This is a genomic window from Alistipes provencensis, from assembly GCF_900083545.1.
Classification (GTDB): Bacteria; Bacteroidota; Bacteroidia; order Bacteroidales; family Rikenellaceae; genus Alistipes; species Alistipes provencensis.
In genome coordinates, this window is the sequence record NZ_LT559262.1 from 1,021,609 (window position 1) to 1,038,103 (window position 16,495).

Sequence of the window (16,495 nt, forward strand, 5' to 3'; positions counted from 1 at the left end):
TTCCTCGGGTTAGAAAGAAAGGTTTACACCGATGTTGAACATCCGGGTCAGCGGATAGTGCATCGGGTTCAAAGGCTCCGGATCGAGGTGATCGGCCAGCAGCCGCGACCAAGTGACCAGATTCTGGCCGCTCAGGAAGACGCGAAGGTTCGTAATGCCGGCCCGGCGCAGCAGGTGTGCGGGAATCGTGTAGCCGATCTCCATGTTCTTGAGCCGCAGGAAGGTCTTGTCCTGAATGAAAAAGTCGTTCCGCTGATGATTGGTGTTATTCGACGTTCCCAAAGCCGGGTAAGTGATCTTCTCGCCGTTCTTCCAGCGCTCCTCGGTCCACGCATGGCGATGCCAGTTGAAATAGGAACCTTCCAGAGAAGTCTCGGTCGCCATATTGCCCAGATAAACCGAATGGAAGCCGCCCAATCCCTGGAAGAAGACACTGAAGTCGATACCCTTCCAGGTCAGTCCGAGCGAAAGGCCATAGGTGCGGCGCGGAACGGTACCGTTACCGATCGGCGCCATGTCGCGTTCATTGATATGACCGTCTTTGTTGAGGTCGCGGTAAACGAAGTCACCGGGACGGGGCGTACCGAAATCATACACGAGGTCCGTCGACGCGAGCGTCTCCTTGGTCCAGTACCCACCGTTGTTCGACCGGTCGATCAGGTAGCCGAACTCCTGACCGAGCGAATAACCGGTCTTGCGGTACTGATAGGCATACCCTTCGCCGAGAGGGATCTCGTCGGCAAACTTCACCTCGTTCCGGTTCAGGCCGAAATTACCGCGAACCATCAGGTACAAGTCCTTTCCGATCTGCTTGTTATAGCTGACTTCAAACTCAACGCCCTTATTCTCGACCTCGCCCATGTTGACACGGGGCAGCTGCGACGCCGTGATACCCTGAAACGCAGGAATGGTATTGCGCTGCGTAAGAATATCGTTACGATCCTCGCGGAACAGGTCTACCGAAAGCGAGAAATCGCGGAAAAGCCCCACATCGACACCGATGTTGTATTTCGAAGCCGTTTCCCATGTGATGCCGGTATTACCGACAATCGCTTCGTTGATACGCTGTCCCAGACCCAGGCTGGGAAGATAGCCGCCGCCAGCCACCGAGATCTGGTCGAGGTACATGAAACGCGCGGCGTTCATCTGGTCGTTGCCGACCTTGCCGTAGGAGGCACGCAGTTTGAGATTGGTCAAGACATTGTTGTCCTTCAGCCACGCTTCATTGCTGACCACCCAGCCGGCAGACACCGCGGGGAAGACACCGAAACGCTTCGCGGGAGAGAACTGTTCCGAACCGTTGTATCCGAGGTTGAACTCGGCAAAATAGCGGTTGTCGTAATCGTAGGTGGCACGCGCTGCGATACCCACGACATTGTAGGGCATTTCGCCGCCGCCCGACTCCCAATGGTCGCGTTGGGCCACGAACGTGGCACCGACCGTATGTCGGCCGAACGTACGGTTATAGGAGAGGATCGCCTGCATGTTGATCTTGTACGACGTGCCGGCGCCCTTGTAGACGATCATGTTGATGTCGTCGGTGAAAGAGTGCATGTAGTTGAACGACTCGCCATCGCTGCCCACCTGAAGGGCGTAGTTCTTGCTGCGCTTGACGCCTTCGGTCGATGTCTGCGAAACTGCATCATAGGAGATCATGCCACGCAGTACGAGTCCTTTGGTCACGAGTTTGCCCAAGTCCCATTCCAAAGCGAAAGTGGAATTCAGGTTAGTATTGACCCGGTTGTGATATCCGAATCCATTGGCATATTCGTAACCGGAAACGCCGAGATAGGTACCGCCGGTCACCGGCGAATAGGCACCCAGAAAGCCTCCTCCGGGGATTCCCACCCCGTGTCCGGGAAGCGTCAGCGGACCGGGCGACAGCGGAAGCATCAGTGAAGAGTAGAAGAACATGGCACCTGTCATCACCTGAGGATCACCGAATCCGGCCCCTGAATAGCCCGGCATACCGACCGTCTCAATATAGGTACCCAGATTCAACGACGCCTTCAGCGACTCGGCCAGCTTGTAGTCGAGGTTCGAGCGGAAACTCCAACGGTTCATGCGCATCGAGGCATCGTAGCCCAACTTCGATTTGGGTTCAGTCTTCAGGTGACCGCCCTGATAGGTGTAGCCCACATTGACAAAATAGGAAAGCCGTTTCGTACCGCCCGAGACATTGGCGTTGACCGTAGTCTGGGGCGCAAACTGCTTGAACATCGCACGGTATTGGTCGATATCCGGATAGAGATATCGGCGGTTGGCCGCTTTCGTGGCGTAGTCCGGATCATTGGGATCAAGCCCCTTGAGCGGATTCTCATACATGGCCGTCAATTCGGGATCGATTCCGGTCTTACCGTCATTAGTCAGCGCCTCGTTACGCATACGCAGGTAATCCAGCGAGTGCAAACGCTCCGGACGCTTGGCAAAAGAGGCAAAGCTCTGCGTAGCATTGATTGAAAGTTTGGCTTTACCCTCCTGACCGCGCCGCGTGGTGATGAGGATGACGCCGTTGGCACCGCGCACTCCGAAGACGGCCGTCGCCGAAGCGTCTTTCAGCACCGAGATCGACTCCACTTCGTTGGGATCGATCGTACGGATATTGTCACGGGGCACGCCGTCGATCAGGATCAGCGGACTGGTCACATTGGTCGTACCGGCACCGCGCAAATAGAGCACGGCATCATCGACACCGGGCTGGCCGCCCGTCGACTGGGTCGAGGTCAGACCCGAGATTCGGCCGGCCAATGCACTGGACAAACTCGTCGAAGAACTTTTTTTGATATCGCTGGCGCTCACAGAAGAGACGGAACCGGTCACCGAGACCTTTTTCTGTACGCCATAACCGACTACAACGACATCTTCGATGGCCGAAGCCTCCTCCTGCAGTGTAACTTCAAGCATGAGGCGGCTGCCGACCGGCATCTCTTCGGGCTTGTAGCCCATGAAAGAGAAGACGAGCACACTCTCCCTGCCGGGAACCGAGATCGTAAAGGCGCCGCCCGAATCGGTGACCGTACCGACCGCCGTGTTTTTGAGCAGGACCGTCACACCCGCCATCTCCATACCGTTGGCATCACGCACCACTCCCTTAACGGTCAACGACCGCTCCTGGGAAAAGGCTGACCCGACACAGAAAAACGAGAATAACACCGGAATCAGGAATGTTATTCCGGAACGTAAAAGTTTTAGCATAACATGATGGGTTAGTTGACAATTTTTAGATTCTTGAAAATGAATCGCCGGAATTCGGCATACCGATAAAAAAAGGATTTGTCATAAGTTGGGTTTTAAAGGTTGATTTCAGATAAGGCAAAATTATTCAATAAACAATAGACCCGGAGTCGCTCTCCGTTCATTTTTTTTCATTTCCCGGTCGATTCCCCTCCGGCAAACTTTGCAAATCCGTTCAAATTATTTTGTTTTCCGGTACCCCCGTTGCTCCGTTCTGAAAAATTACTTATCTTTCCTTAACCTTTTAACGCAAGCCCGAACCTTATGCCGATCAAAGCCTTTTTATGTGTTCTGCTGTTCAACTTCTTATCCAGTAATGCCCGGGGGGGGGACGCCATGATGCCAGACCATATCACCCGGTCTGCCGGCGCGACCTCGCCCAACTTGAGCCACCTGTGTGTCCGGAGTTTCTGTCAAGATAGCCTCGGATATGTGTGGATCGCCACAGCAAGAGGACTGAACCGCTACAACGGTTATGAGTTCAAACACTTCTTCCACGACAAAAGCGACTCCCTCTCGCTGGACAACGACATGATATATTGTGTTTTTCTCGACTCCCAACACCAGTTGTGGGTTGGTACCAGCACGGGAATCAACCGTTATGACTTTGCACACGACCGGTTCCTGCACTATAAAATGCCCCGCACCCAGTACATACTCTCCATCACCGAAGACTCGCACGGCACGATCTGGGCTACCACTACTTCGGGTCTCGGAATAATTGACCAGCAGAACCGGTGCGTGGAGATGGTTTCCGACGAAAGCCTCCAGTCCTCCACGGTCAGTACATTGGTGGAAGATAAGTCAGGAACCCTATGGGCCGGCACCCACAAGGGGCTGGCCTCCCGGACCGGATCGGGCTGGGCATCCGTTGCGCTCGACCGCGACAAAAGCGTGACCTGCATCTGCCCCGATCCCCAAGGGATATTCATGCTCGGGACCAGTTCAGGGATCACCCTTTTCGATCCGGCGACAAGTTCTTTCCTAGAAACGCCAACCATCCTGGCGTCGAATCCGGCCCTGACCAAGGCTTACATCCATTTCATCCGGGAAATCAGACCTCTCAAATACCTGATCGGAACCTCGGCCGACGGAATATTCCTTTACGATGCCCTCCGCCAGACTCTCCAGCAGGATCCGCCCGAATATACGGAACCGCTCCACTCGCGCGAACCCCTGTGCTGTTACGTCGACCGGCAGGACAACGTATGGATCGGATCATTTGACAACGGATTTGCGGTAATCAATACCCAACATAGTTTTTTCAATCTCGATCACGAGATCGACGATACTTTCAAAGATGTTTTCTCCACACGAATCATCGAGGACGAACACCAGAATCTGTGGGTCGGAACACGCTACCGGGGCCTTTGGTTCTACGGAAAGAACCACACGGTCAAACGATACAATGTTTCGAACTCCCCGATATTCAAAGCGGACAACCTTGTCGAAGAGCTCTTCATCGATTCCCAAAACCGGTTGTGGATCGCCGGCTCGGAACAGCTAGCGGCAGGGACATATGACCATAACGGCCAAATCTCCGTCCTGCGCACCATCCCGCACCGGGGGATCGGTTCTGCGACAATTACGGAGGACAGAGCCGGAAACATTTGGTTCGGACTCGCCAGCGGTCTGTTCGTAATCCGGAACGGCAACCTCTCCGGGAAACTGGAAAAAATATACTCCGGAAATATCTCCAAAGTTTATTCGCTTTCCGACGGCAGACTGCTCTTTTCCGCATTCGGAAACGACGTTTACTCCATCGACGCCCAAACCATGTCCGTCTCACCGATGAAAATGCCGTCGCCCGAGACCTCGGCCATCAGCCGGCACTGCGTCGATATCTTCGAAGATTCTCAGAAGCGGATCTGGTTCGGCAGTTACAACGAAGGGCTCATGTACAGCAAGGGTTCGGAATACCGCACCCTGAGCATGGCGGACGGATTGCCCTGCAACGACATCACATGTATCCAACAGGACCGCCTGGGCGACATCTGGCTGAGCACAGCCTACGGCATATCCCGGATCGACCGGGACATGGCCATCACCAACTATTTCGAAAACGACGGCACGAAAGGCAACCTTTTCCACGAAAAGGCGAGCCTGCTTCGTTCCGACGGCACTCTTTTTTTCACAGGCAATCACGGACTGACCTTTTTCGACCCCCAGATCCTGACCCGGAACGACCGCCGCTCCCCCGTGGTGATCGAAGACCTGAAGATCAAAAACGAAAGCGTCATTCCGGCGGAAAAAGGCTCCGTACTGAAAAGAAATATCTCCTATACCGATGGAATCACGCTCTCCCACAAACATTCGGTCATCACGATCGACTACTCGGGAATCGATTTCCTGACCTCCCGCAAGTTGACTTATGCCTACAAACTCGAAGGATTCGACGAAAAATGGAATTTCGTCGGGGAATACCGCCGGGCCTCCTACTCCAACTTCACCCCGGGCGACTATGTTTTCCATGTCAAGGCTTTCAATGGCGACGGGCTGGAAAGTTCCGTTCCCGCAACGCTGAGAATCACCGTAAAACCCGCCCCATGGGCAACATGGTGGGCTTGGAGCATCTATATCCTGCTGCTCGCCGCCGCCATCCTGTTTTTCACCAACCTGCGTATTAAAATCCGGCTCCAGCAGGAACGGCTGGAATTGGAAGCCAACGAACACAAGCGGGAACAGGACGTGAACGAAATGAAGATGACCTTTTTCACCAACATCTCCCACGAACTGCGCACACCCCTGACGCTGATCTCCGCCCCGACCCAGCAACTCATGCGGCTGATCGATCCGGAAAGTCCCGCAGGCAAGCTCCTGACGACGATCCACCGGAACTGCAGCCAACTGCGCCGCCTGATGGACCAACTATTGGATTTCAGAAAGATGGAAGACGGCATGCTCTCGTTGAAGATCGTCCATGCTGACATAGCGGCCGAACTGGAAACCATTATCAGGAGTTACCGGATCGTCGCTGCCGAGAAAAACATATCCGTCGTCTTCTCCCCGCAGGAGCGTCCCCTGAAGATATGGTATGACCCGGACAAGATCGAAAAGATCATGCATAACCTGCTCTCCAATGCCATGAAATACACCCCGGAGAATGGCCGGATCGAAATCGTCGCCGAAGAGCGCAGTATCATGGATATCCACGAACGTTACAAAATCGAATCCCCACAGGAAAGATATTTGGAGATCTCCGTATCCGACAACGGCCCGGGCGTCCCCGAAGACAAGCTGAACGAGTTGTTCGTCCGATACCGGCAAATCGAATCCCCCGCAGGACTGAAACCCGATTACACGGGCAGCGGCATCGGACTCCATTATACCCTGCGACTGGTCGAAATGCACCACGGAAAGATCGTTGCCGAACTCCGGAAACCGACGGGCCTGCGGTTCTCGTTCATCCTCCCCTCCGGCGACGTCTACCGTCCGGAGGAGAAAGCAGAAGCAGGTATTTCCGAAACCGGCGGCGAACTCGAAACCGCTGCGGACATCGACCGGACTCCGGAACTGCGAGATGCCCGGAAACATGAATATACCATTCTGATAGCCGAGGACAATACCGAACTGATGATCTACTTCAGGCAGATGCTCGGCGAAGAATACAATGTGATCGAGGCCACCGACGGGGCCCGGGCCTGGGAGATCCTGCAGAGCGAATGTCCCGACCTGATCCTGAGCGACGTAGTAATGCCGGGGCTTTCGGGCTACGAATTGTGCGCCCGGGTCAAACAGCATCCGGACCTGAGCCATATCCCCGTGATCCTGCTCACGGCGAAAACCTCGATGCCCGAGCAGATCGAAGGCCTGACACACGGTGCCGACGCCTATGTCTGCAAACCTTTCAATGTCGAATACCTGCTGCTGCTGATCGGCAACCAGTTCCGCAATCGCAGCAAACTGCGCAGCTACTATTTCTCGTCACGATCGAAAACCGCCCAAAAAGAACTTCCGGTCAGGTTAAATGCGTTCGACCGGAAATTCATGGACAAACTGATGGAACTGCTGGAAAAATCACTGTCCAACATGGATCTGAATATCGACGACATCGCCAGCGAGCTGGCTTTCAGCCGGACCAGTTTCTACCGCAAGCTCAAGGGACTGACCAACATGGCACCCGCCGATTTCATCCGCGTCTACCGGCTACGGCGGGCCGCAGAGATGATCGAAGAGGGTTCATGGAATCTTTATGAGGTGGCCGAAAACGTGGGATTCAGCAACTACACCCATTTTTCGGTGATTTTCAAAAAGCATTTCGGGGTATCTCCGAAAGATTACAGGAATCGGGGAAATCACGAATGATATTCCAGTCGCTGATCCCTATCACCGGCAAATACTTCCGGAACACCGCCTCTTCCTGCGGTGTTCCCGCCGCTTGGTAGACATGCCAGACCTCTTTTCGCTCCCGTCCGTCCTTGGGGAACTTGCGTAACCCGATACGCAGGCCGTACTCTTGTTCATGGTCCGCCCAGTTATGCCACACATGAGTGTCTATCCCGTCCAGCGCGGCGATCTTTTTCCAGCCCCAGGCGAACCCCGCCGCCTGTTCGCACTGATCCCCCTCGGCGTAGCTCGGCGAATTCGTGCCGTTCTCCGACAGCCAGAGAGGCCGCTTTTCGCGTTCTTCATACCGGTTCCGGGGCGACCGTATCCAACGGTCAAGTACCTCAAGGTTTTTATAGGTGACAATCGGCGTATCCTCGGTATAGAGCGCCTTTTCATCGAGCCACGTCTTGGGTTCGTAAAGGCTGTGAGGATAACAATGAAAAGCCAGCCCCCACTTGAAATCCCCTTCGGCGCGGCAATAGGCATTCAGTATCTCCAACATCTCCCGCGAGGCATAGGTCTTCGGATTGTCGGCAACAGCCCACGCATGGGTATGCGAAGCCATCACCCATGCATGGGTATCGTAGCGCCGCACGATGTTGTGACATAAACGCATGGATTTCACATAGGCATCCATGTAAACCTCCACCGGTTTGCCGGGTCCCATATTGGTCCACTCCAGCCCCGAATCCACCTCGTTGTGCATGATCCAGTAATGAATCCGGCCGTAACGTTCGTCCGACCGGCAATAGCGGGCCGCCAGAAAATCGAGGGCCGCCGCATAGGTCTGGACGCTGCGGAAAGTGGACATGTCGGGCATCGAATAATTTCCCTCTGGCGTATAATCGGGATGCTGCAGCAACGGCCCGATCACGGGATCGACGGCAGACGCTGCATTGTTTATCAGGATGATCGCCGCCACCGCGATCCGGCGGTCCCGGCAAATCTTCAGCGACTCGTCGAGCGCCCGGACATAACCCGCATCGAAATAGTACTTTTCCCCTCCGTAGGTATGTTCGACCCGTCCCGGTCCCGACAGGGAGTACATGAAGGTCGTAATCCGGATATTGACCGTAGCGCTCGTAATGCCGAGCTCGTCCAAATCGCAAATCATCAGCGAATCCGCATGGACATCGCCCAACCCCTTTTTCGAAGCAGGGGACAACGGCCGAGTCTGCTGCTGCGGCTCGATCCGGTCCGCATAGCGGGCATGCGACAGCGGCCGATTCTCCGAGTCCCCGGTCCTGACAATGACCCACCGAGACAACGTGCGGTCATACGACACCCCGTCCCGCACTACATAGCGGTCGAAAGTCCGGTCGAAAACAAGTTCCTTCTTCCCGTTCCCGAGCCGGCACCGGAACGCCCCGGCATCGCCTATCTCCCCGAACGGCATCAGCTCACAGAGGCTGAACGGACCGTCGCCTTCGATCCGCCCGCAAACCCTTATCGCCCTCAACCCGGCATCGATCCGCGTCACGGCACAAGGAAACCCAGCATTCAGGTAATTCCGGATATTTCCGGCTAATTCCGACTCCTTCTCCGAGAAACCGGAAGGGCATCCCGCACTTTGCAGACACAGCCCCGATACCGTCATCGTGACGGCCAACAACAAAATCTTCGCTTTCATGGGAATATTTTAGTCGAATTCCAGAACTATATGCGCAGACCCGTTGAAATCGTCTACCATCACCGTTTCCGTTTCGGGCAGATAGCGACCGCCGGAAACTTTCACTGCCCGGCAATTTCCGGGATGCGGAAGCCTTACGGCCACACGGTGCGGTTTACGATCCCCCGTACAAGTGACAACGGCTTCGATCCGCCCCTCCTTCAACCCTTCGGCGATCACATCCACAGCCCCGAAATAACTCCGCACGCCTTTCAGGACAATCCGTTTCCCGGTCTCGAGCCAAGCCCTGGGGATTGTCCGGAAGAGATTCAGCGTATCGCCCTGCTCCTGATAGAGCATCCAGCGGGTCTCCATCAGAAATCCGGCCTCCTCATGCGTCTTATGGGAGCTCAGACGATAAAAATGCTCCCAAAAGCTATATGTTTCCCGGTCGGCATGGGCCGACACGGTGGTATAATAAGCATCGAGGAACGGTTTGGCCTGTCCCGTTTGTAACATCCACCAGTTCAGTTTACCGTAATAGGGCTGGCTGAAACCCGTGTTCCCCTGACACATCAGCTCTCTGATATAAGTCATCAACATCCGGGAAAGCGACTCCTCCGGTCCGAATACCTCCCCGAACACCAGATATGCAGGCCCCAAACCCGCATCGGGCGCGGTAAAGGTTCCGTGCGAACGGAATTTTTCCGGTTTCTGATACAGCAGCCGGGGGCCGGGGGCCTCGGTCCAGGGTGGAAGCGTCGGGCTCCAAGTCCCATCACCCAACGGCACAACGGGCGATGTCGCCCAACTATCCAGTGCAGCTTTGCGTATCGAACGCCGCCAATCGTCGGCCTCGGCACGCAGGCCCTCCGCCTCGGGCCTTCCCAATGCCTCCATCACTTCGGCCATACGGCTCATGCCCAGATATCCATAGGCATTGAGCATGAACTGATGGTAACTGTCTTCGGGATCGGCCACTTTCCCGCTGATCATCCCCGAACCGTCTTTGCCGTCGCGTGCACGCCATTCGGTCAGGAACTCGCAGGCTTTCAATAACCGGGAGAGCATTCTCCCGATCCAGACCGTATCACGGGTATATCGAAAATACTCCCCGACGCACCACAACACGGCCCCGGTCTCGATCGTATAACCGTAATAGTTCATGATCTGCCCGTTGTCCTGCTGCGTAGCCATAAAATAATCGAGCGACCTGCGGGCCAGATCGGTCCACCCCATCGAGCAATAAAACTGGATAATCGGTGCACTCTCCGTCCCGATAGGGGAATAGACCCCGACTTTGGCAGCCAGCGGCTTGTCGGGGCCCTCGCCGATCGTATTCAGGTCGAGGTGCAACAACCCGGCATGTACCATTTCGTCGATCCGCTTCTCCGGCAGGCTGACCTGCGCAGCGACGGCGAGTCGCTCCTTCCAATAAGCCTTGCAGTTCTCAAAGACCTGTACGAACGGTCTTTCGGCAAGCTGTTCAGCCCGGGCACGGGAAATCGGCGAATGGGGCATCCGGAACTCGAAACAGGCCGTATCGCCCGGCTGCAGCAAGACCGCCAGCTCCTCATTGGGCATCGGGCACCCGTTCCACCGGGATACGCAGAACACCCGCTCTCCGGAATATCCGGAAAAGCCCGTTCCGCCCTCAAACCCATAGGCCGCACCCACGCCCGGAACGGGAACCTTGACCCAGGCATACCGGGGCACACGCCCCGTGTTGCGTATCTCGGTCCGGCAATAAAGCACCGTTTCTTCTGCGGGTGTCTTCACCTGCGAACGGATTTCTTTCAATTGTTTTTGTTGCGTTTCCGTAAAAACCCGGCCCGGGCTATACGAATCAGAAATCATAAAATGCGTTCCCTGCACAGCGCCGGCACCAAGAGGTGAATTTTCGAGTGCGGCGAACAATATAGAGTGATAGACTACATCGTCATCACGCATCTCCGAGTGATAAATCGGCAAAACGCCCTCTTCCAAGGAACGACGGATATTGTTCAGTGCCCCGACACCCCGCCCCAGAGCATACCGGTAGAACAGCGGATGGCCGCCCGTCTCCGGAAGGCCGAAAGCCGACGAAGACATCGTGGGCTTAACGATTTTGTCTTCATTAGGGCTGTCCTGCAACTCTTCGGTAATCTCGAACATACGCATATCCCGGCCCAGTCCCAGCCAAATGGGAACGCTCATGTTCCGCGTACAGGGTGCTATCCGGTCGAAAGCGGCCTCGGGTTCCCGCTCGGTTCGCTGCGCTTTGGTCAAAAGCCCGCGCGAAAGAATCCCGCGTTCTATCCCTGCATAATCCCGGCCATCCGTCGCAGGAACGACAATGGCGCCATAGCAGGGCAGGTAGATCGGACAGGAATCCTGCACGTCCCGGAGGAAAAAAGAAAAGGCATGGGCAGAGGTCCTTACCGTCACCAGCGTCGGCTCAGGTCCGGGAGCCAAATCCGGAGAGGCAATCTGCAACTCCAATCCCGGAAACTGCCGCCCCACAATACGGAATCCATCTCCCCTGACCGCCCGGTCCGAGCCTATGACCTGCATCCGGCACAATTCCCCGTTATGCACCTCGATATTCCCGGAAATCCCAGACTTGTTCCACAAAATACGAATCGTGGAGACATTCCGGCCGGTTTGTGCCGGAAGCTGCCAACACATCAGATATACAGATGCCCCGAAAAGAACGCACACCCGTAACAGTATCCTGCTCATAATTTTTTCATTTGGTGATTTACTGCAAAGATAAACGGCGGTCGAAACACTCCGGATGATAATCCCGTTCAAAATCCTCCGTTTTCTATTCAAAAGAGCAAATTACGGCACAAGAACAACCGTCAGCTCACCGAGTTTTCGGGCGACATGGCCTTTCAGATCAGCGAATCTCGCTACAGCCAGACGGATATCGGCTAACGCTGCCTTCATGTTGCGAGTGAGTAAATACCGCTCTCCCTGATAACGAAAGAGCTTGTCAAGGGAGGGTAGAGGCAGGTTCAAGCCGGCACATAGTTACTGGGCTGCACGAGTTCAAGGGATTCGAGGGTCAATCAACAAAGCCACAGATCCACACGATCATATTGCCCGAACCGACTTCATTTCATTCATCCTAACTAGCACATAAACTGTTCGAGCATTTTGTATTCTGACCGTAATAATACTTCTTGTTCTAGTTCGTTTCAACAAGAACTTTGTATGCTTGAGAAAATGTAATACCCATGGATAAAATACCGCCCTTTTTATGTTTCTTACAATTGGTTATTTGAAATGCGGCATTTGAACGCAATAGACTGAAAATAAACCGTTGCCTTCTCGTTACCTATTCTCCTATACAAAAATGTAACGACTCGAATTATCGAATCGTTACATCTGTTTAATTCCACTCTCCGCAAGGGCCCTTTTCAATTCATATCGTCCACCGGTTAAAAAGAGGGACTGGCGCTGCTCAGATAGTCAATTCCCCCCCCCCCTCGCGGTTCTCCCGACCGGAGTCGAGACCGATGGGATGGGCGAAGATGAAACGCGCACCGCCCGTATAGGTCGGATCGACCCAGATGCGGCCCCCGACGATCATGGCGATCTGACGGCAGATGGCAAGACCCAAGCCCGTGCCTTTCTTCTTGTTGCCGTCGAGTTTCTCGAAACGGTTGAAAACCATCTCCTGCTTGTCGAGCGGGATGCCCGGGCCGGTATCGGTCACCGAGAAAAGCACCTCGTTGTGCTCCTCGTCGATGCGGACCCCCAGCGTGATGCTGCCCTCGGAGGTGAATTTGCCGGCATTGGTCAGCAGGTTGATCAGAATCTGCGACAGGCGGTGGGCGTCGGTAGTGAGCATGAACGAATCGACATCGCAATCGAAGCGCCCCTCGACACCCTCCTGACGCGTATGGGCCGTGGTCATCAGCACATGCTGGCAGATCTGCACGATCTCCTCCGAAGCATAGTTGAACCGAATCTTGCCGCATTCGAGCGACGAAATGTCGAGGATGTCGTTCAGCAGCGTGAGCAGCATCTCGGAGTTGTTCACCACGATGGCGCAGTACTCGGCGCGCTCCTCCTGCGACAGCTCCTCGCTCTGCATGAGCGACGAGAAGCCCACGATGGCGTTGAGCGGCGTGCGGATCTCGTGGCTCATGTTGGCCAGAAACGCCGATTTGAGCATGTCCGACTCCTCGGCCTTCTCGCGGGCGACGACCAACTGCTCCTCGCGCTCCTCGAGCGTGCGCTTGAGCCGCTGCACGCGCAGCAGCAGCCACGTCACGAACAGCAGCAGTACGACCAGCAGCAGGATACCCAGCACGAGCAGTTCGATGTAGTGGGAGTATTTCGAGAGCTTGGTGGCCATCGCATCCTCCACGACACTGCCCTTCGGAAGGGCGTATTCAGCGATCTTCCAGTCCTTGAGCTTGCGCGAATCGAAGAGGTAGATGTTCTTGCTGGTATGGAACTGCACGCCTTCGATCTTACCGGTATCGTAGTACTTCTTGATCTGGGCGGCGATCAGCGAGGCCCCGTTCTCATACTCGGGAACATAGCCGCCGATGGCCACGTCGCCGATGCTCGTGCGGGTGATCGAAAAGACCGGGATACGGGGGTTGCTCTGGACCAGTTCGTTCAGCGAACGCTGCATGAAATACTCCCCGTCGCTGCCCACGCGCCATGTGCCGAGCATCACGGCCGAACGGGGCGGCAGCGAAGCGTAGGTCTCGTGCACCGCCTCGTCGCCCTCGCGGCTGTCCACGAGGATCAGGTTCAGATCGGGGTAGTTCTTCCACTCCTCGCGCACGAGGGCCTGCAACGAAATGCCACCGTAGGTGTTGTCCGTGATGAGAGCGATGTTCTCCACCTGAGGATAGAACGAACGGATCAGGTCGACGTTGCGGCGGATGTTGTAGCGGTTGAGCATGCCGCCCACCGTCTTCAGACTGTCGGTCATGCCCTGATACTCGACCGAACGGGGCTTCCACGTCTGGAGCGAATCGGGCGGCGCCGGCAGCATGATGCCGTTCGAACTGGCGAAACCGCTGAAACACATGACTCCCTCGGGAATGCGGCCCAGCGACACGAACGAGGCCCACGCCTCCTGCCCCAACAGCACAATGGCCCGCAGCGAACGGTTCTCGTAACGCGAGATCATATTGTCGATCAGCGACATCCACAGCGGAGCATCGGCAATACCCTTGCTCTCGAGCGTTTCGATATAGATGTCGCACGGTACGCCCGAGGCCAGTATCTGCTGTTCGAATTCGGTGATGAAACTCGCCATGCGACGCGTATCGGGATTGTACGACGAGATGATCAGGATGCTTTCGCGGCCCGGCGTCTCCTGCGAACGAACGAACAAGGGCGCCAACAGCATGCAGAAGCACAGCAGCACCCAGCCCGGTTTGATCACGTTGTTTCGGTTCATAGATTCATTTTTACCTCCCGGCGGAAATGGCCCGTTTCCGGATTTTCCGCCCGAAGGGACCGCCCGGAAGATTATCATATCCGGCCTTTCATCGCCCACTTTCGTTTTGCAGCAACACCTGATGAAAAGCACTTTTTGGAAAACGGAGCAAGGGGTTTGGCACAAAAATACCAAAAATTTCGGAAATAACCCGCTCACCGACAAAAATCTATCGAAACAGACCGTTTTTGTGGGCTTATCACTCCGAAATTGTTAATAATCCAATTATTTTACCTATATTTGTAAAATTAAAAAGCGACGGGATAACCGCTTTTCAATTTTTTACCACATTTACAATTTACACCCGCACGGGAGCGGACACATTTTATACATGAGCAAGAAATCAATACTGATTGTCGACGATAAAGAGCAGATCGCCAAAATTCTGTATGCATATCTCCACAGGGACTACGATTGCATGTACAAACAAAACCCCGTCGAAGCACTCGCATGGATGCAGAAGGGCAATGTCCCCGATCTGATCATCTCGGATATCCGCATGCCCGAAATGCGCGGCGACGAGTTCCTGAACCACCTCAAACACAACGAGCTGTTCCGCGGGATACCCGTCGTGATGCTCTCCAGCGAGGACAGCACCACGGAGCGCATCCGCCTGCTGGAAGAGGGCGCCGAGGACTACATCGTCAAGCCTTTCAACCCGATGGAGCTCAAAATACGCATCAAAAAGATTCTGGATTGAAATACCCGGTCATCTATATCAAAGGCAGAGGCGACCACACGGCCCGTTTCGCCGAACTTACCGGCGGAAAAATGCGCGTCGTCACCGACATCAGGTCCGCGGCGCAGGCCCTGACGGCCCTGCATGCCGACCATGCCGTAATCCTTTACGAACAGCGCGACACCGAGACCGACAGCGGCAACATCCGCTTCCTGCGGTCACGGTTTCCCGGAACGGGAATCATCCTGATCGCCTCGGCACCGCTCGAGGACACACAGCGCCGCAGTTACCTGCGCGCCGGGGTCAACAGCGCCGTGACGGGCGACATCACCGCGGAGGATTTCCTCCGCACGGTGCAGTTCATCACCGATTACTCGTTCTCGCACAAGCCGGCGACCGAACAAGGCGGGGAGGTGAAGATGTTCCGCATGCCGCTCTGGAAACGCACGTTCGACATCGTGGCGTCGCTCGGAGCGATCGTCGTACTCTCGCCGCTGCTGCTTGTCGTGGCCATTGCCGTCAGACTCGACAGCCCGGGGCCGGTGATCTACAAATCGAAGCGCGTGGGGAGCAACTACCGGGTCTTCGACTTCCTGAAATTCCGTTCGATGCGCAGCGATGCCGACCGCCGGCTCAAGGAACTGAGCGACCTGAACCAGTATGCCGCGGAGGAGGAACCCGACGCCGACGCCGCAAAGATATCGCTCGACGAGGAGGAGATGAAGAAACTGCTCGCCGACATGGAAAACGGCATGCTGTTCGCCGACGACTTCGCCATTCCCGAGGAGGAACACCACCAGATCGTGGAAACCGAGCAGGAAAACGCATTCGTGAAGATCGAGAACGACCCGCGCATCACGCGGCTGGGACGCTTCCTGCGCAAATACAGCATCGACGAACTGCCGCAGTTGTTCAATATCCTGCGCGGCGACATGTCGGTGGTGGGCAACCGCCCGCTGCCGCTCTACGAGGCCGAGCGCCTGACCAGCGACGAGTATATCGAACGCTTCATGTGCCCCTCGGGCCTCACGGGGCTGTGGCAGGTCGAAAAACGCGGACACGCCGGCAAGCTCTCGCCCGAGCAGCGCAAACAGCTCGACATCCGCTACGCCCGGGAGATGTCCCCGTGGCTCGACCTGAAAATAATTTTACGGACGTTCACGGCATTCATCCAGAAAGAAAACGTTTAGAC

General features: G+C 55.5%; 7 protein-coding genes. 3 read left to right on the forward strand and 4 right to left on the reverse strand.

The features are described 5' to 3' along the window. Window positions 1-9: 9 nt before the first annotated feature. Entirely contained in the window at window positions 10-3,102 is a 3,093-nt protein-coding gene (locus BN5935_RS04060; protein WP_235821003.1) for a SusC/RagA family TonB-linked outer membrane protein, read from the reverse strand. Window positions 3,103-3,666: 564 nt separating this feature from the next. On the opposite strand from BN5935_RS04060, the gene BN5935_RS04065 reads away from it, so the two are divergent. Next, entirely contained in the window at window positions 3,667-7,539 is a 3,873-nt protein-coding gene (locus BN5935_RS04065; RefSeq protein ID WP_064974974.1) for a hybrid sensor histidine kinase/response regulator transcription factor, read from the forward strand. Here the strand turns inward: BN5935_RS04065 and BN5935_RS04070 are convergent. From BN5935_RS04070 to BN5935_RS04080, 3 genes are all read right to left on the reverse strand, one after another. After that, the gene (locus tag BN5935_RS04070; protein WP_064974975.1) at window positions 7,481-9,193 is read right to left on the reverse strand and encodes a DUF5722 domain-containing protein; all 1,713 of its coding nucleotides are present in this window, start codon (window positions 9,191-9,193) and stop codon (window positions 7,481-7,483) included. The two genes, BN5935_RS04065 and BN5935_RS04070, sit on opposite strands and share 59 nt — an antisense overlap. Window positions 9,194-9,202: 9 nt before the next feature. Beyond that, window positions 9,203-10,951: a glucosidase family protein gene (locus BN5935_RS15490; RefSeq protein ID WP_235821004.1), complete on the reverse strand. Its 1,749-nt coding sequence runs from the start codon at window positions 10,949-10,951 to the stop codon at window positions 9,203-9,205. A gap of 1,669 nt (window positions 10,952-12,620) precedes the next feature. Beyond that, window positions 12,621-14,585: a sensor histidine kinase gene (locus BN5935_RS04080; RefSeq protein WP_064974977.1), complete on the reverse strand. Its 1,965-nt coding sequence runs from the start codon at window positions 14,583-14,585 to the stop codon at window positions 12,621-12,623. 370 nt (window positions 14,586-14,955) lie between these two features. On the opposite strand from BN5935_RS04080, the gene BN5935_RS04085 reads away from it, so the two are divergent. Together BN5935_RS04085 and BN5935_RS15680 are read left to right on the forward strand one after the other, a co-directional pair. Next, window positions 14,956-15,324 (forward strand): response regulator, encoded by a 369-nt coding sequence (locus BN5935_RS04085; protein WP_064974978.1) that lies wholly within the window; start codon window positions 14,956-14,958, stop codon window positions 15,322-15,324. Further along, entirely contained in the window at window positions 15,321-16,493 is a 1,173-nt protein-coding gene (locus BN5935_RS15680) for a sugar transferase (protein WP_064974979.1), read from the forward strand. Before BN5935_RS04085 ends, BN5935_RS15680 begins: the two co-directional genes overlap by 4 nt. Window positions 16,494-16,495: the final 2 nt, after the last annotated feature.